Here is a 16174-nt window from a genome sequence, read left to right on the forward strand (position 1 = left end):
GAGCATGGACATCACGCGGCAGGAGGCACAGGAGCGGATCGACGCGTGGACGCGTCGGGTGATCGACAACGACGACGGTCGTCTCCGCGCATCAGCGGTGGCCATCACCGTCGTCCGTCGGGGCGTGGACCGCGGCATCTACATCGCCCGTCGGCCGAAGTCGCTGCGGAACCACTCGTACCAGTTCGCGCTGCCCGGTGGTCGCCTCGATCCCGGCGAGGACGCGACGCAGGCGGCGCTGCGCGAACTGCACGAGGAGATCGGTATCGAGCTCGGGGATGAGGCCGTCCTCGGCGTGCTGGACGATTACGAGACTCGGTCGGGCTACCTGATGACGCCGATCGTCTGCTGGGTGGACGACGACCCTCCGGTCGCGCCGAGCCCGGCCGAGGTGGACGAGTTGTTCTTCATCACCTTCGATGAACTGCGTCGCCCGCCGGTCTTCAGTCGGATCCCGGAGTCGCCGCGAACGCTGGTGGCCCTCAACATCGCCGGCGGACGCGTCCACGCGCCGACGGCCGCGGTGATCTACCAGTTCGCCGAGGTGGTCCTCGCCGGCCGGGACACCCGCGTCCACGACCTGGAGCAGCCGGTCTTCGCCTGGAAGTGAGCCCTCCTCACACCGCCAGCGGGTGGTCGGTGCCGCCGTGCATCGGCGCACGACGCGACGGGTCCGGGACGTGCTCGCTGGTGAGGACGAATGCGTCGGCGCTGGCGAACTCCCAGTCCTGACGCCACGAGTCGGGGGCGTCGTCGAGCAGGCGGCCGGGCGTGAGCCACTCGTAGATCTCCGCGTACGACTGCGAGGTGTTGGCGGTGACCGTGCGCATCAGCATCGACGGGTGCAGGTCGTCGAAGCTCTCCAGGCCCATGGACGCCACGAACTGCTTGGCGTTGTCGACCACGTGGCGCTGAAAGTTGTAGACCCGCTCGGTCTTGTCGGGGACGTCGAGCGCGCGGGCGCGTCGCGGATCCTGCGTCGCGACGCCGACCGGGCACTTGTTGGTGTGGCACTGCTGCGCTTGGATGCAGCCGACCGCCATCATCATCGCCCGCGCGGCGAGGGTGAAGTCGGCACCCTGGGCGACCCGCTTGACGATGTCGATGCCGTTGGTGATCTTGCCCGAGGCGCCGATCCGGATCTGGTCGCGCAGCCCGGTCCCGACGAGTGCGTTGTGGACGGTCATCAGGCCCTGCGTGAGCGGCATACCGACGTGGTCCTCGAACTCGATCGGCGCGGCGCCGGTGCCGCCCTCAGAACCGTCGACGATGATGAAGTCCGGTGCGATCCCGGTCTTCCGGACGGCCTTGCAGATCCCGAGGAACTCGCTGCGGGATCCGACGCAGAGTTTGAAGCCGACGGGTTTGCCGCCGGAGAGCTCCCGCAGCTGTGCGATGAACTCGCACAGCCCGACCGGGGTGTGGAAGGCGCTGTGCGAGGGCGGTGAGACGACGGTCTTCCCGACCGGGACGCCGCGCATCCGGGCGATCTCCGCGGTCACCTTGGCCCCCGGCATCACACCGCCCAGGCCGGGTTTCGCACCCTGCGAGAGTTTGATCGAGATGCACTTGACCTGCCGATGGGCCGCCTTCTCCCGGAACTGGTCGGGATCGAACCGGCCGTCGGCGGTGCGGCAGCCGAAGTAGCCGGTGCCGATCTCCCAGATCAGGTCGCCGCCCGGCCGCAGGTGGTAGGGAGACAGGCCTCCTTCACCGGTGTCGTGCGCGAAACCGCCCTTGGCGGCGCCGCCGTTCAGTGCGAGGATCGCGTTCGCCGACAGCGAGCCGAAACTCATGGCCGACACGTTGTACATCGCCATGTCGTAGGGCTGCGTGCAGTCCGGTCCGCCGATGCGGGTGCGCGGGGTGCCCTCGGGAGCGGGCTGCGCCACGATCGAATGCTGCACGTACTCGTAGCCGACGGCGTTCACGTCGCGCTGCGTGCCGAACGGGTCGACGTCCTTGATGTCCTTGGCCCGCTCGTACAGGGTGGTGCGGGTCTCGCGGTCGTACGGGGTGCCGTCGGTGTCGCGTTCGATGAAGTACTGCTGGATCTCCGGGCGGATCGATTCCAGCAGGAACCGGAAGTGCCCGAGGATCGGATAGTTCCGGAGAATGCTGTGTCGCGCCTGGATCAGGTCGTAGACGCCGACCGCGGAGACCAGTGCGATCGGCACCGTGAGGAACAGCCACCACGGGGAGACGAGGAAGACCAGCAGCAGCGACAGCGCGGCCACCGCTCCGACACCGAGAACCGACAACCATCGCACCACTGCACTCTCCTCACCGTCGACGGGGGACTTCGTGACTCCCACAGTAGGTCGGCAACCGGTGTGAAGCAGGGGTTCCCGCTCGCACGACGGCGAGCGGGAACCACGGGAATCGCCGGGTCAGCCGACGTGCGCGACGGCCTCCTGGCGGACCAGCAGCGCAGCGGTCACCATCCGCTTGAGGGCCACCGTCACCTCCTCGGTGCGCCGCGTCTTCAGACCGCAGTCGGGGTTCACCCACAAGCGGTTCGCCGACACCGCGCCGAGCGCCTCGCGCAGGGACGCGGTGATCTCGTCGGTGCCGGGCACGCGCGGGGAGTGGATGTCGTACACGCCGGGACCCACCTGATTCGCGAACCCGGCCTCGTCGAGGTCGTGCAGGACCTCCATGTGCGAGCGCGCCGCCTCGATCGACGTGACGTCGGCGTCCAACGCGGCGATCGCCCCGATCACCTCGCCGAACTCCGAGTAGCACAGGTGAGTGTGGATCTGGGTGGCCTCGGCGACGCCGCCGGTCGCGATGCGGAACGACGTGACCGCCCAGTCGAGGTAGGCCTCGCGGTCGGCGGCCCGCAGCGGCAGGAGCTCGCGGAGAGCGGGTTCGTCGACCTGGATGATCGGCACGCCCGCACGCTCCAGATCGACGGTCTCGTCGCGGATGGCCAGAGCCACCTGCTGCGCGGTCTGCGCCTGCGGCTGGTCGTCGCGGACGAACGACCACGCGAGGATCGTGACCGGCCCGGTCAGCATGCCCTTGACCGGGCGGTTGGTCAGCGACTGCGCGTAGGTGATCCATCCGACCGTCATCGGCGTGGGGCGCGCGACGTCGCCGAACAGGATCGGCGGCCGCACACAGCGCGACCCGTACGACTGCACCCAGCCGTTGGCCGTCGCGAAGAAACCGTCGAGCTGTTCGGCGAAGTACTGCACCATGTCGTTGCGTTCCGGCTCGCCGTGGACGAGGACGTCGAGGCCCACCTTCTCCTGCAGCGCGATCACATCGGCGATCTCCCGCTGCATCCGATCGCGGTACTCGGTGGTGCCGATGGAACCGGCGCGCAGTGCGGAGCGCGCCTTACGGATCTCCACGGTCTGCGGGTACGAGCCGATGGTGGTCGTCGGCAACAACGGCAGATTCAGGGCGGCGTCCTGCTTCGCTCGGCGGATCGACGCCGTGGTGCGCGTCCAGTCGGCGGGCTCCAACGCGTCCAATCGTTCGCGGACCGCCGCGACGTTCAGTCGGGGGTCGGTGGCGCGGGTCGCGAGTGCGGCTCGCGAGGCCTCGAACTGCGGCGCCTGATCCGCTGCACCGTGCACCAGGGCGCGCGACAGGGCCGCGACCTCGGCGAACTTCTCGTCGGCGAACGCCAGCCAGCCGGCCAGCGTGGAGTCGAGCTGTGACTCGCCGCGCAGGGTGTACGGCACATGCAGTGTGGAGCACGACGTCGACACGGCCAGCGTGCCGACGTGCTCGCGCAGTGACTGCAGTGTCGCGAGCGCCCGGTCGAGGTCGGTGCGCCACACGTTGCGGCCGTCCACCACCCCGGCGACGACCAGCTTCTCGCCCAGCCCGGCGGCGAGCACCGAGTCGACACCGCCCGCGACCAGGTCCACACCGACCGCGTCGACCTCGGTGCGGGCGAGTGCGGCGAGACGGTCGCCCGCGTCGCCGAAGTAGGTCTGCACCAGCAGGCGGGGCCGCGAGGGCACCGCGCCGAGCCGACCGTAGACGCGCTCGGCGAGCTCGGTGAGCCCCTCGGCCTGATCAGTCACCAGCGTCGGCTCGTCGATCTGCACCCACTCCGCGCCGGCGTCGGCCAGCTGTGCGAGCAGATCCTCGTAGAGGGGGAGCAGGTCGTCGATGCGCGTCAACGGGGCATCCGCGCCGTGGACGGCCTTCGACAGGGCGAGGAAGGTGATCGGTCCGATCACCACGGCGCGTGCCGGGACCCCGATCGACCGTGCTCGAGTCACGTCGGCGAGCACCGTGCTCGCGTCGAGAGCGAACGAGGTCGTGGGTCCGATCTCGGGGACCAGGTAGTGGTAGTTGGTGTCGAACCACTTGGTCATCTCCAGCGGTGCCACCAGGTCGTTGCCGCGGGCGGCCGCGAAGTACCGGTCCAGCGGGTCGCTGATCGTCGCGACCCGCTCCGGCAGGGCGCCGAGCATCGCGGCAGTGTCGAGCATCTGATCGTAATACGAGAACGTGGTGACCGGAACCGAGTCGAAACCGGCCTGTACCAGCTGGTTCCAACTGTCCCGCTTGATACCGTCGGCCACCGTCTCCAGGGCGGCGGCGTCGATGCGTCCGGCCCAGTACGCCTCGACGGCGCGCTTGAGTTCACGGTTGGCGCCGATCCGGGCGACGCCGGGGACGGTCGCGTGGAAGGCTGCGGTGGTGGTGGTGTGGGTCTCGTCGTCAGACATGACTGTTCTTCTCTCCTGCATGAGTGTTCGTCGCGGCCGTCACCCGGTTCCACGAGGTGGGCGACCATCGGATGCGGCGCATCCGATGCAGCAGGCAGGTCTTCGGGCTCGTCGGCGTGCGAGCCAGGAATGGAGCCCGCTTCTACTGGCCGTCGCTTCCCGGCGGCCGCCGTGCGGCGGGCTCGTCCAGTGCGTGTGACGGCGGTCGTTCCGACATACCGCTGCGGGTCAGCTCCGGAGTCTCACCGGATTCCCTCTTCGCGGGCAGCCACCGTCGTTCAGCGGTGTCTGCGCGTCGACGCCCGGAGACGAGAAGCAGGGGCTCCATAGTGATCTCGGCCGGGCGAACCAGTTGCAGTTCCGATGGTAGGGGAACGAGTAGAATCGGGCATCATGGCGATCGGCAATGATTTTAATTCTGTGAAATCAGCGGCGCCCATCGCAGGAATCGTTCTCGTCGCCCGAGGTGACGAACGTGTTCCCGCAGGTGAGAACGATATTCCGGCGGCCGCACTGTTGATGTCCCGCGTGTCAAGTCTCGGGGCGGGCGGATGCGAAGAGGTGTACGTCGCGCTCGGCTCGAGAGTGGTGCGGGCCCCGCAGACGTCGTCGACGACGCTGTACCTGCCCGAGTGGTTCGACAGCCTCGACTCCTGCACCAGCGCTGCACTGGACTTCGTCGACGAGCACCCGAGGCTGTCGGGAGCGGTGCTGCAGACCCTCGACAGTCCGGACGCGGGAGAGGTCGCTGTCGCACGCGTCATCGAGGCGGCGGGCGACGATCCAGCGGTCATCTGCCGCGCGGCGTTCGGCGGCCGCCCGGGACAGCCGGTGTACCTTGGCGCCGACCGCATTCGTCATGCGATCGAGCGGATGGGGGCCGGGCTCACTGCGATCCACTATCTGATCGAGAACCGCGACGACGTCCGCATCGTCGACTGCACCGACCTCGGGAACCCGGTGGAGTCCAACCTCTGATCGCCCTCGTGCGGCGGCGCAGATCACAGTTCCCCGCTCGATAGAATCGAGTGTTTTCAGCGGGCACATCGGTCACCGCCGGTCGCGCCGCTGTCATCCAGCCGGTCCCGACGCTCACCGTTGCGCGGGAGACCGGCGCAGACCAGGGGAGATCCTCGTGACCGGCATGAATCGGGAACTGAAACGCGGCCTCAGTGCCCGGCACATCCGCTTCATCGCTCTCGGGTCGGCCATCGGCACCGGACTGTTCTACGGGTCGGCCGAAGCCATCCAGAAGGCGGGACCCTCGGTCCTCATCGCCTACCTGATCGGCGGCGCGATCATCTACCTGGTGCTCCGTGCCCTCGGTGAACTGTCGGTGCGACGACCCGTCGCAGGCTCGTTCGGCGACTTCGCCACCGAGAACATCGGCCCCCTCGCAGGCTTCCTGACCGGGTGGACGTTCATCTTCGAGATGATCGTCGTCTGCCTCGCGGACGTGACCGCATTCGGCGTCTACATGGGATTCTGGTTCCCGGATGTGCCGCGATGGGTGTGGGTGCTGGCGGTCGTCTTCTTCATCGGCGCGGTGAACCTGTTCAGCGTCAAGGTCTTCGGCGAGATGGAGTTCTGGTTCACGCTGGTCAAGGTCACGGCCATCATCGCCATGATCGCCGGTGGCACCGCCATCCTGATCTGGGGTTTCGGCGCCCACGACGCCGACAGCGGGATCACGAACCTGTGGGCGACCGACGGCGGCTTCATGCCGAACGGCATCGGGGGCCTCCTCGCCAGCTTCGCCGTCGTGATGTTCGCCTTCGGCGGCAGCGAGATCATCGGCATCACCGCGGGCGAGGCCGAGGACCCGAGCACCACCATCCCGCAGGCAGTCAACACCGTCCCCGTCCGAATCCTGCTGTTCTACGTGTGCTCGCTGTTCGTGATCATGGCGATCATCCCCTGGAACCAGATCAGCGGGGACAGCAGTCCCTTCGTGCAGATCTTCGAGAGCCTCGGCGTGGGACCCGCCGCCACGGTGCTGAACATCGTCGTCATCACCGCGGCGCTCTCGGCGATCAACAGCGATGTCTTCGGCGCCGGCCGCATGATGTACGGACTGGCACTGCAGGGTCAGGCTCCGGCGGTCCTGCGCCGGGTGTCGCGCAACGGGGTCCCGTGGTTCACCGTCGCGATCATGGTGGTCGCGCTGCTGATCGCGGTGGTCCTGAACGCGGTCATCCCCGAATCGGTGTTCCTGATCATCGCGTCGATCGCGACCTTCGCCACCATCTTCGTGTGGGGGATGATCCTGCTGTCGCAGTACCGGTCGCGCCGCGCGATGAGTGCGCAGGAACAGCGTGAGCTGACCTTCGGCGTGCCGTTCTGGCCCTACGGCCAGCAGCTCGCGATGGCCTTCCTCGCCTTCGTCGCACTGCTGGTGGCGTGGGACCCCGACACCCGCGTCGCCTTCGCCGTGGGTGCGGGCTGGCTGCTCCTGCTGGTCGTCGCCTACTACTGGTTCGTGGTGCGCGGCACCTCAGCGGCCCGGCAGCGCTGACCGCAGGGGAGCGGGCTCCACGCCCAGCAGGGCCGCCGCGCAGCGCGTCGCCGGGTCGACGGCCGCAGACAGCGCCTCGTCGAAGCCCTCGCGTGCGAGACCCGTCGTGTCACCGTCGGCGTCGACCCCGATCAGCGCCGCCAGCTCTCCGGTCGTCGGCACGCACACGGCCCACGTCAGCGCAGACTCGTCGGCCCACCCGGCATCGGTGGTCGCGACGTACTCGGCGGGCCGGTCGACGCCCAGCAGCGTCAACGCGGGCACGTCCGACAGTCGGTCGTCGTCGCGCAGGGCACGCAGGTACCAGGCGCCGGCATTGACTTCGACAGCTTCCACAGGCAGAACTCCTTCAGATACGACTGTGCCGTACTCCGCGACCCCGATCGGGGCACGGAATACGGCACAGGTTCAGATTCGCGGCGAGGCCGCCGGGATCACTTGATCTCGAGCAGGACGGTGCCCTGCGTGACGGCTGCGCCCGCCTCGGCGGTCAGGCCGGTGACGGTGCCCGCCTTGTGCGCGGTGACCGGGTTCTCCATCTTCATGGCCTCCAGGACCACGACCAGATCGCCCTCTTCGACGGTGTCGCCCTCGGCCACGGAGACCTTGACGACGGTACCCTGCATCGGCGCGGTCACCGAGTCGCCGGACGCTGCGGCGCCGCCGCCCTTCTTGCGGGTGCGGGCCTTCGGCTTGCGGTGGACGGCGCCGTTGGCGCTGCCGCCGCCACCGAGTGCGAGGTCGCCGGGGAGCGAGACCTCGACGCGACGGCCGCCGACCTCGACGACGACCTTCTGGCGCGGCGCCTCGTCGTCCTCGATCGGCTCGCCACCGGTATACGGCTCGATGACGTTCTCCCACTCGTTCTCGATCCACTTGGTGTAGACGTCGAACTTCTCGCCGTCGCCGATGAAGGCGGGGTTGGAGACGATGTGGCGGTCGAACGGGATGACGGTCGCGAGGCCGTCGACGTGGAACTCGGCCAGGGCGCGGCGGGCGCGCTCCAGGGCCTGGGTGCGGGTCTCGCCGGTGACGATCAGCTTGGCCAGCATGGAGTCGAACTGGCCGCCGATCACGTCGCCCTCGCGGACGCCGGAGTCGACGCGGACGCCGGGGCCGGTGGGCTCGCGGTAGACCTTGATCGGGCCGGGGGCGGGCAGGAAGCCGCGACCGGCGTCCTCACCGTTGATGCGGAATTCGAACGCGTGACCGCGAGGGGTCGGGTCCTCCTTGACCTTCAGTTCCTTGCCCTCGGCGATGCGGAACTGCTCGCGGACCAGGTCGATGCCCGCGGTCTCCTCGGTGACCGGGTGCTCCACCTGCAGGCGGGTGTTGACCTCGAGGAACGAGATGGTGTCGCCCTGGACCATGTACTCGACCGTGCCTGCACCGTAGTAGCCGGCCTCCAGGCAGATGGCCTTGGCGGAGCTGTGGATGCGGGCGCGCTGCTCATCGGTCAGGAACGGCGCGGGCGCCTCCTCGATGAGCTTCTGGAAGCGGCGCTGCAGCGAGCAGTCGCGGGTTCCGGCGACGATGATGTTGCCGTGCTGGTCGGCGACGACCTGAGCTTCGACGTGACGCGCCTTGTCGAGGTACTGCTCGACGAAGCACTCGCCGCGACCGAAGGCGGCGATGGCCTCGCGGGTGGCGGACTCGAACAGCTCCGGGATCTCCTCGATGGTGTGCGCGACCTTCATACCGCGACCGCCGCCGCCGAACGCCGCCTTGATGGCGACCGGGACGCCGTACTGCTCGGCGAAGGCGACGACCTCGGCCGCGTCCTTCACCGGGTCCTTGGTGCCCGCGGCCATCGGCGCGTTGGCGCGCTCGGCGATGTGGCGGGCGGTGACCTTGTCGCCCAGGTTCCGGATCGACTCCGGCGCGGGGCCGATCCAGGTGATGCCTGCGTCGATGACGGCCTGCGCGAAGTCGGCGTTCTCCGAGAGGAAGCCGTATCCGGGATGGATCGCGTCGGCGCCCGACTTGGCTGCGGCGTCGAGGATCTTGTCGAACACCAGGTACGACTCGGCCGAGGTCTGTCCGCCGAGCGCGAAGGCCTCGTCGGCCAGCTGCACGAACATGGCGTCGGCGTCCGGCTCGGCGTACACGGCCACGCTGCCGATGCCCGCGTCCTTGGCGGCGCGGATGACGCGAACGGCGATCTCGCCGCGGTTGGCGATGAGGACCTTCTTGATGGTCGTCTGGCTGATCTCAGCGGAACTGGTCACTGGCACTCCTGTGGCGCCGCCGGGCGGGCGGGCCGTTGTCGGGGACGGTGTTCACCATCCAGGGTCGACGGGCTGCGTCTCGTACGGGGTTCGCACGTGGCGTTTCGCACGTGGCTCGCATTCGGCGGGCAACGTGATTTCCGCGACTCAGATTAACGCACCGAGCGATTGTTCGGTGCCTGGGATGTCACGAAGCCTGCAATTGATCTACCTCTCCGCCGGGGTACTGGCGAGTAGTCGGGCAAAAAGGTCGAGGAATCGAGGTACCCGATCGACGCCCACGGCGGGGTACCGCGCGTGCATTCGCAGACCACCCGGTGTGCGGTTCACCCACACGTAAACCTCGTCGTCCGCATAAGAATGGCTGCGCAGCACCCGTGCGCCGCCCGCGTCCGCGACGTCGGCCCGCGGGGTGCCTCGGGTGTCCATGTACGACACGACCATGTGCGGACTGCCGCCGACCCCTATGAGATCGGCCACACGGAGGAATGGAAGTGCTCCGCCGTACTTCGATTCGGTCACCGCAGCGGTGCTCCGGCGGGCCGCTTCGACGAGGTCGGGGGTGTCGTGGATGTCGATCGCCATGGGGGCGAGACCGACGAACCAGCCGAGCGAATGCGCCCACGCGGCGTCGGTCCGGGTGTGCCGGGGCATCACGACGACGAACTCGTCGGCATCGGTGGTCGCCCGGAACGCCACCGACAGCGCGCCCAGCAGTCCACCGATCGTCGACGCGCCCGACCGCTCGCAGAAGTCCTCGAATCGGCGCGCGCCCGCGTCGTCGAGCAACAGGCAGGTCCGCGAGGGCTGGAAGGGCTGGGGCGGCGCCGCCTCGACCGCTCCACCGCCGGGACGGTGGTCGATCACGGGCGGCTCGTGGTCGTCGGGGGAGGTGCCCGCGGGCGGCGGATCGTCGAGCAGCGGGTTGGGTGGGAACGTGCCGCCGTAGGGGGCGATGAACCGCGCCCAGGTCTGTGCCGCGGGGTGCTCGGGGCCCTCCAGGTCGGCGGCACGGCGTTGCGCGTCGCTGAAGTCGAGGTAGCTGCCCGCCGGCTCCAACGCGGGCGGCCTGCGGTCGCGGGAGGCTCGGTAGAGCTCGGTCAGCTCGTACTGCGCGGTGACGAGGGAGTACCCGTCGACCAACGAGTGGTCGGCGGCGAACAGCAGCGTGAAGCTGTGCGGGCGCGCGACGGTCGCGAATCGGTATGCGGGCCAGTGCAGCGGGGCGGTGGCGCGGTCGAACGATCCGGCGACCTGCTCCAGCAGCAGCGGGGTCTCGGTGTACCAGCCGATGCGCGACATCTTCAGGTGCACCGTCTCGCGTTCGGTGGAGTAGCGCTCGGTGCGGTACCTCCCGTCGTGGTCGGCCTTGAGCACCACGTGGGTGCGCAGCACCTCGTGCCGGTTCACGTAGGCGATCATGGCCGCGCGGATCGAGGGGATCGACAACGGTTCGGCGAACTCGATCGACACGCCGAGCCACGACTCCCGGCCGCCCTCGCGGTGGGTGCGGGCCCGGTACTCGAACGCCGAACGGAGATGCTGCTCGTGGTTGTGCGAGGTCTCACGACTGTCCCGACGCCAGCTACCGAGCCCGCCGGGCACGGCCGGAATCCATTCGACGAGCCCGCCGGGCTCTATCGGCGCGTCGAGTATCTGGAGGAAATCCATTGCACCGAAAGCGGATTCAGGCGGCCGTTTGTTCGGTGACCTGGCGCTTGATGCGGGTGAGGATGCCCGCCATACCGTTCAAGCGCAGCGGGCTGATCACCGAGGCCAGGCCGAGGTCGTGAAAGAAGTCGCTCGGCACGCCGAGGATCTCCTCGGCGGTCGCGCCGTCGAGTCCCTCGTGGAGGATCGACGCGAAACCGCGGGTGGTCGGCGCCTCCGGCGGTGCGCTGAAGTACAGGCGCACCGCGGAGGCGTCCGACGCGTCCACCGACAGGAAGATCGGCGACTGGCATTCGGGGACCGGTTCCATGGCCTCCACCTCGAGGGACTCCGGCAGTGCCGGAAGGTCGCCGGCGAACTCCAGCAGGAGTGTCACCTTGTCGGAGTCGGCCAGCTCGGCGAAATCGGAGACGATGTCGGCGAGCGCATCGGGCAGGGTCATCGGGAACCTTCTGGAGAATGTGTCAGTTGACGGTGCCGGGCTCTTCGCCCACCGCGATCGGGACGCGGACGCGGTTGCCCCACTCGGTCCACGAGCCGTCGTAGTTGCGGACGTTCTCGAAGCCCAGCAGGTGGGTCAGCACGAACCAGGTGTGGCTCGAGCGCTCACCGATGCGGCAGTAGGCGATGGTCGGGGTCTCGGGGTCGAGGCCCGCGTACACCTCCTGCAGCTCCTCGAGCTTGCGGAAGCGGTGATCGGGAGCCGCGGCCTTGGCCCACGGGATCGACACGGCGGTCGGGATGTGCCCGCCGCGCAGGGTTCCCTCCTGCGGGTAGTCGGGCATGTGGGTGCGCTCACCGGTGTACTCCTGCGGGGAGCGGACATCGATCAGCGGGGTGGTGCCGAGCTCGGAGATGACGGCGTCGGCGTAGGCGCGGATCTTGGAGTCGTCGCGCTCGACGACGGGGTAGTCCGACGCCGGGTACACGGGCACGTCGAACGACGTCTCGCGCTGCTCGTCCATCCACGCGTCGCGGCCGCCGTCGAGCAGACGGACGTCCTCGTGACCGAAGAGGGTGAAGACCCAGAGGGCGTAGGCGGCCCACCAGTTGCTCTTGTCGCCGTAGATGACGACGGTGTCGTCGCGGTTGACGCCCTTCTCACGCATCAGGGCGGCGAACTGCTCGCCGTTGATGTAGTCGCGGGTCACCGGATCGTTGAGGTGCAGGTGCCAGTCGACCTTCTGCGCCGTGGGGATGTGCCCGATGTCGTACAGCAGAACGTCTTCATCCGACTCGATGATCTTGAGCCCCGGGGCGCCGAGGTGCGCCGACAGCCATTCGGTCGTCACCAGCCGTTCGGGGTGTGCGAAGTTGGCGAATGCCGGGTTCGGATCAAATTCCACAGTCACTGAGGGTCTCCCGCCTCTGCTGATTTCTCCACGCGCGTATCTGGCGTCACATCCAGCATACGGACGCGTCCGCGTCGACTCTCCGGTGGATGGGGGAGACGAACCCCGGTGTGCCGGACGGTCGCTCGAATGACGTCCGGGGTACCGGTGCGACGGTTCGGTGTTAGCGTTCCGTTCATGCAGAGTCGGGGAAGGGCGACCGCGCGTCATGCGGTGTCGCTGCTGTCGATGGTCGTCGTCGGTGTGTTGGTGCTGGTCGGGTGCGGCGTCGACGGCACGCCGCAGCGAGCAATGCCGAAGAAGCCGTTGCACTGTTCGGTCACCGAGTGCCCGGAACTGCCGGTGTTCTCGTCTAAGCGGCTCGCGGCCTCCGGCGTCGACAGCGGCAACGCGGCGACCGCCGTGCCGAAGTTTCTGACCGAGGTCTTCGACGACCTCGATCGGGTCTGGCAGGACTGGTTCGCTCAGCTGAACATCGAAGAGGCCGCCTCCGGCCGGGTGCTGATCTCCTCCGGCGACTCGTTCGTCAGCGACTGCCTCCGGAAGGAGCTGCCGAACGGCATCCCCAGCGACTTCCCGAACGCGTTCTTCTGCCCCCGCGACAACCAGCAGGACGGCAGCGGAGTGAGTCGTCAGGGCTCGATCATCCTGCCCGTCGACACGTTCGCCGACATCTGGAACGGCAAGCTGATGGGATCGCAGGGCTTCCTGCTCGGCGACTTCAGCGCCGCGACCATCGTCGCCCACGAGTACGGCCACAACGTCGTCTACCGCCTCGCGATGGCCTACGGCCTCGATGAGGGGCCCGCCGGCGACAACAGCGAACTCATCGCCGACTGCTTCGCAGGCAACTGGGCCGCCACCGTCTTCGAGCGCAAGGACCTCTCGTTCAAGGAGATGCTCCAGGCGGCGGCACTGATGGTCAGCATCGGCGACGCCCGCTCCGGGCAGGGGCACGGCACGTCGATCCAGCGTGCCATGGCCCTGTGGAAGGGCTTCAGCGACAACCTGAAGCGTCAGGGGCAGCCGGGCGACTGCCTGAAGACCTACTGGCCGCAGGTGCTGCAGGGGTAGCGGCTACGCGGTCCACAACTCGGTCACCTCGACGCCCACGTCGGCGAGGAGACGGCGGACCAGCGGGAGGCTGATGCCGAGGACCGACGACGGGTCGCCGTCGATCCCGTCGATCAGCCAGCCGCCCAGGCCGTCGAGGGTGAACGCCCCGGCCACCTCGAGCGGCTCGCCGGTGGCGGCGTAGGCCTCGATCACGTGGTCCGGTGCGTCGGAGAAGGAGATGGCGGTGGACTCGCTGCCGCCGGCCGACCCGACGACGACGCCGTCCCGGATACGGCGCACGCAGTGGCCGGTGATCAAGTGGCCGGTGTCCCCGCGCATCCGCCTCCAGCGGGCCACCGCGACCTCCGCGGTGTGCGGTTTCCCGGCCAACTCGCCGTCGAAGAGCAGCATCGAGTCGCACGTCAGGATCACGGAGTCGGCGGCCGCGGCACCAGCCGCTGCGACGACGGTCTCCACGACCGCGTCGGCCTTGGCCTCGGCGAGCCGCGTGACGATCTGCGCGTGCGGTGCGCCGGCGAGTTCGTCGAGGAGTGCGTCCTCGTCCACATCCGACACGACGACCGTCGGCCTCAGACCGGCCCCCGTCAGCACGCGGAAGCGTGCCGGGGAGGCCGACCCGAGGACGACGGTCGTCGTCTGTGGATCGTGTGCGGAACCGATGGTCACCAACCGCCGCGGTTGGTGAAGCTGCCCGGCTGACCCCAGGTCTGCCGGAACAGGTCGACCGGGCGGCCCCACTCGTTGCGGGTGCCGGGCCCGGAGTCGCCGGAGCCGCCGCCGACCGCGGCGAAGACGCCGACCAGCGCGGCGATCTCCTCGTCGGTGGGGTTGCCGTTCACCACGGACAGGAAGGGACGGACGGGTGTGTCGTCGCCGGTGGCGTCGACAGAGGTGACGTCTGCAGTCATGCGTGTCGCCTTTCTCGTATCGCGGGCGAGATCACAGCGGGATGTTGCCGTGCTTCTTCGGCGGCACCTGCACCAGCTTGCGCTCCAGCAGCTTCAGCGCGTTCGCGATCTGGCCGCGGGTGTGGCTCGGCGGGATCACCGCGTCCACGTAACCGCGCTCGGCGGCCACGTACGGGTTCACCAGGGTGTCCTCGTACTCCTGCTGCAGTTCCAGGCGCAGTGCGTCGACGTCCGAGCCGTTCGCCTCCGCCTCCTTGATCTGCTTGCGGTAGACGAAGCCGACGGCGCCGGAGGCGCCCATGACCGCGATCTGGGCGGTCGGCCAGGCGAGGTTGACGTCAGCGCCCATGTGCTTGGAGCCCATGACGTCGTATGCGCCGCCGTACGCCTTTCGGGTGATGACGGTGATCTTGCCGACCGTCGCCTCGCCGTAGGCGTAGAGCAGCTTGGCGCCGCGACGGATGATGCCGTTGTACTCCTGTTCGGTGCCCGGCAGGAAGCCGGGGACGTCGACCAGGGTGACGATCGGGACGTTGAAGGCGTCGCAGGTGCGGACGAAGCGAGCGGCCTTCTCGGAGGCGTCGATGTCCAGGCAGCCGGCGAACTGGGTCGGCTGGTTGGCGACGATGCCGACGCTGCGGCCGTCGACGCGACCGAAGCCGACGATCACGTTCATCGCGCGCTCGGCCTGGACCTCCAGGAACTCCTCGTCGTCGAGGATGTTCCGGATGACCTCGTGCATGTCGTACGGCTGGTTCGGCGAGTCCGGGATGATCGTGTCGAGGGCGAGATCGTCCTCGGTGAGATTCTCCTCGATGGAGCCGACGCGCTCCGGAACCGGCAGACGCGGCGCCTCGGCGCGGCAGTTGCTCGGCAGGTAGGACAGGAGCTCCTTGACGTAGTCGAGGGCGTCCTCCTCGTCCTGTCCGACGTAGTGCGCGACGCCCGACTTGGACATGTGCGTGTTGGCGCCGCCCAGATCCTCCTGGGTGACGTCCTCGCCGGTGACGGTCTTGATGACGTCGGGACCGGTGACGAACATCTGGCTGGTCTGATCGACCATGACCACGAAGTCGGTCAGCGCGGGGGAGTACACGTGGCCGCCGGCGTTCGGGCCCATGATCAGGGAGATCTGGGGGATGACGCCCGACGCGCGGACGTTGCGGCCGAAGATCTCGCCGTAGAGGGCCAGGGAGACGACGCCCTCCTGGATGCGGGCGCCCGCGCCCTCGTTGATGCCGATCAGGGGGCGCCCGGTCTTGAGCGCCATGTCCATCACCTTGACGATCTTCTCGCCGTAGACCTCGCCGAGGCTGCCGCCGAAGACCGCGGCGTTCTGGCTGAAGACGCACACCTCGCGACCGTCGACCGTGCCGTAGCCGGTGACGACGCCGTCGCCCATCGGGCGGCGTTCGGCCAGACCGAAGTTGGTGGAACGGTGGCGGGCCAGCGCGTCGAGCTCGACGAACGAACCCTCGTCGAGCAGGTGGGTGATGCGCTCGCGGGCGGTCAGCTTGCCCTTGGCGTGCACCTTCTCGGCTGCGCCCTTGCCCATCGGGAACTCGGCCTCTTCGAGCCGGTTACGCAGATCGGCGAGCTTGCCCGCCGTCGTGTGGATGTCGGGTGCGGCGCCGTCGTCGCGTGAAGCAGTGGTCATGGACAACGATGCTAACTTCCCGAGCGGGCGCTCGGTCAAGCCCCGCCATAATGTGAGAATATCCTCACA

14 protein-coding genes and 1 riboswitch are annotated in these 16174 nt (G+C 68.6%); of the genes, 4 read left to right on the forward strand and 10 right to left on the reverse strand.

The window, feature by feature from the left end; translation table 11 throughout:
- Positions 1-4 precede the first annotated feature (4 nt).
- Positions 5-610: an NUDIX hydrolase gene (locus ACH46_RS06725; protein ID WP_062392238.1), complete on the forward strand. Its 606-nt coding sequence runs from the start codon at positions 5-7 to the stop codon at positions 608-610.
- A gap of 7 nt (positions 611-617) precedes the next feature.
- Here ACH46_RS06725 and ACH46_RS06730 read toward each other — a convergent pair whose 3' ends face one another.
- Together ACH46_RS06730 and metE are read right to left on the reverse strand one after the other, a co-directional pair.
- Positions 618-2273 carry an FMN-binding glutamate synthase family protein gene (locus ACH46_RS06730; RefSeq protein ID WP_062395074.1) on the reverse strand — a complete coding sequence of 552 codons (1656 nt, stop codon included), beginning with the start codon at positions 2271-2273 and terminating at the stop codon, positions 618-620.
- A gap of 117 nt (positions 2274-2390) precedes the next feature.
- Positions 2391-4697, reverse strand: coding sequence for a 5-methyltetrahydropteroyltriglutamate--homocysteine S-methyltransferase (metE, locus tag ACH46_RS06735; protein ID WP_062392239.1), 2307 nt, complete (start codon positions 4695-4697; stop codon positions 2391-2393).
- Positions 4698-4773: 76 nt separating this feature from the next.
- A riboswitch (cobalamin riboswitch) is annotated at positions 4774-4979 on the reverse strand.
- Positions 4980-5090: 111 nt separating this feature from the next.
- On the opposite strand from metE, the gene ACH46_RS06740 reads away from it, so the two are divergent.
- Complete coding sequence (locus tag ACH46_RS06740; protein WP_062392240.1) at positions 5091-5675, forward strand: glycosyltransferase family protein; 585 nt, start codon at positions 5091-5093, stop codon at positions 5673-5675.
- Positions 5676-5841: 166 nt separating this feature from the next.
- The gene (locus tag ACH46_RS06745) at positions 5842-7212 is read left to right on the forward strand and encodes an amino acid permease (protein WP_062392241.1); all 1371 of its coding nucleotides are present in this window, start codon (positions 5842-5844) and stop codon (positions 7210-7212) included.
- Here ACH46_RS06745 and ACH46_RS06750 read toward each other — a convergent pair.
- The 5 genes from ACH46_RS06750 to ACH46_RS06770 form a co-directional block, all read right to left on the reverse strand.
- Entirely contained in the window at positions 7192-7548 is a 357-nt protein-coding gene (locus ACH46_RS06750) for a hypothetical protein (RefSeq protein WP_062392242.1), read from the reverse strand. The two genes, ACH46_RS06745 and ACH46_RS06750, sit on opposite strands and share 21 nt — an antisense overlap.
- 98 nt (positions 7549-7646) lie before the next feature.
- Positions 7647-9446 (reverse strand): acetyl/propionyl/methylcrotonyl-CoA carboxylase subunit alpha, encoded by a 1800-nt coding sequence (locus ACH46_RS06755; RefSeq protein WP_417935280.1) that lies wholly within the window; start codon positions 9444-9446, stop codon positions 7647-7649.
- 201 nt (positions 9447-9647) lie between these two features.
- Complete coding sequence (locus ACH46_RS06760) at positions 9648-11111, reverse strand: condensation domain-containing protein (RefSeq protein WP_062392244.1); 1464 nt, start codon at positions 11109-11111, stop codon at positions 9648-9650.
- 16 nt (positions 11112-11127) lie between these two features.
- Entirely contained in the window at positions 11128-11553 is a 426-nt protein-coding gene (locus tag ACH46_RS06765; RefSeq protein ID WP_062392245.1) for a SufE family protein, read from the reverse strand.
- Between the two features lie 22 nt (positions 11554-11575).
- The gene (locus tag ACH46_RS06770; RefSeq protein WP_062392246.1) at positions 11576-12463 is read right to left on the reverse strand and encodes a sulfurtransferase; all 888 of its coding nucleotides are present in this window, start codon (positions 12461-12463) and stop codon (positions 11576-11578) included.
- Positions 12464-12640: 177 nt separating this feature from the next.
- Between ACH46_RS06770 and ACH46_RS06775 the strand changes: the two genes are divergently transcribed.
- Positions 12641-13537 (forward strand): neutral zinc metallopeptidase, encoded by an 897-nt coding sequence (locus tag ACH46_RS06775; RefSeq protein WP_193392948.1) that lies wholly within the window; start codon positions 12641-12643, stop codon positions 13535-13537.
- 3 nt (positions 13538-13540) lie between these two features.
- Here the strand turns inward: ACH46_RS06775 and ACH46_RS06780 are convergent, their stop codons facing one another.
- From ACH46_RS06780 to ACH46_RS06790, 3 genes are read right to left on the reverse strand one after another with little or no spacing between them, the layout of a single operon-like run.
- Positions 13541-14200, reverse strand: a complete 660-nt coding sequence (locus ACH46_RS06780) for a Maf family protein (RefSeq protein ID WP_062395078.1) — start codon at positions 14198-14200, stop codon at positions 13541-13543.
- Positions 14201-14202: 2 nt separating this feature from the next.
- On the reverse strand, positions 14203-14448 hold the full coding sequence (locus ACH46_RS06785; protein WP_062392247.1) for an acyl-CoA carboxylase subunit epsilon: 246 nt from the start codon (positions 14446-14448) through the stop codon (positions 14203-14205).
- 31 nt (positions 14449-14479) lie between these two features.
- A complete protein-coding gene (locus tag ACH46_RS06790) occupies positions 14480-16105 on the reverse strand; it encodes an acyl-CoA carboxylase subunit beta (protein ID WP_062392248.1) in 1626 nt (541 codons plus the stop codon).
- Between the last annotated feature and the right edge of the window lie 69 nt (positions 16106-16174).

Source organism: Gordonia phthalatica, assembly GCF_001305675.1.
Lineage (GTDB): Bacteria > Actinomycetota > Actinomycetes > Mycobacteriales > Mycobacteriaceae > Gordonia > Gordonia phthalatica.

Bases quoted from the DNA above. Each gene is read 5' to 3' on its own strand.
- ACH46_RS06760 (WP_062392244.1), bottom strand. From the start codon at position 11,111: ATGGATTTCCTCCAGATACTCGACGCGCCGATAGAGCCCGGCGGGCTC.
- ACH46_RS06725 (WP_062392238.1), top strand. From the start codon at position 5: ATGGACATCACGCGGCAGGAGGCACAGGAGCGGATCGACGCGTGGACG.
- ACH46_RS06765 (WP_062392245.1), bottom strand. From the start codon at position 11,553: ATGACCCTGCCCGATGCGCTCGCCGACATCGTCTCCGATTTCGCCGAG.
- ACH46_RS06775 (WP_193392948.1), top strand. From the start codon at position 12,641: ATGCAGAGTCGGGGAAGGGCGACCGCGCGTCATGCGGTGTCGCTGCTG.
- ACH46_RS06785 (WP_062392247.1), bottom strand. From the start codon at position 14,448: ATGACTGCAGACGTCACCTCTGTCGACGCCACCGGCGACGACACACCC.
- ACH46_RS06790 (WP_062392248.1), bottom strand. From the start codon at position 16,105: ATGACCACTGCTTCACGCGACGACGGCGCCGCACCCGACATCCACACG.
- metE (WP_062392239.1), bottom strand. From the start codon at position 4,697: ATGTCTGACGACGAGACCCACACCACCACCACCGCAGCCTTCCACGCG.
- ACH46_RS06740 (WP_062392240.1), top strand. From the start codon at position 5,091: ATGGCGATCGGCAATGATTTTAATTCTGTGAAATCAGCGGCGCCCATC.
- ACH46_RS06745 (WP_062392241.1), top strand. From the start codon at position 5,842: ATGAATCGGGAACTGAAACGCGGCCTCAGTGCCCGGCACATCCGCTTC.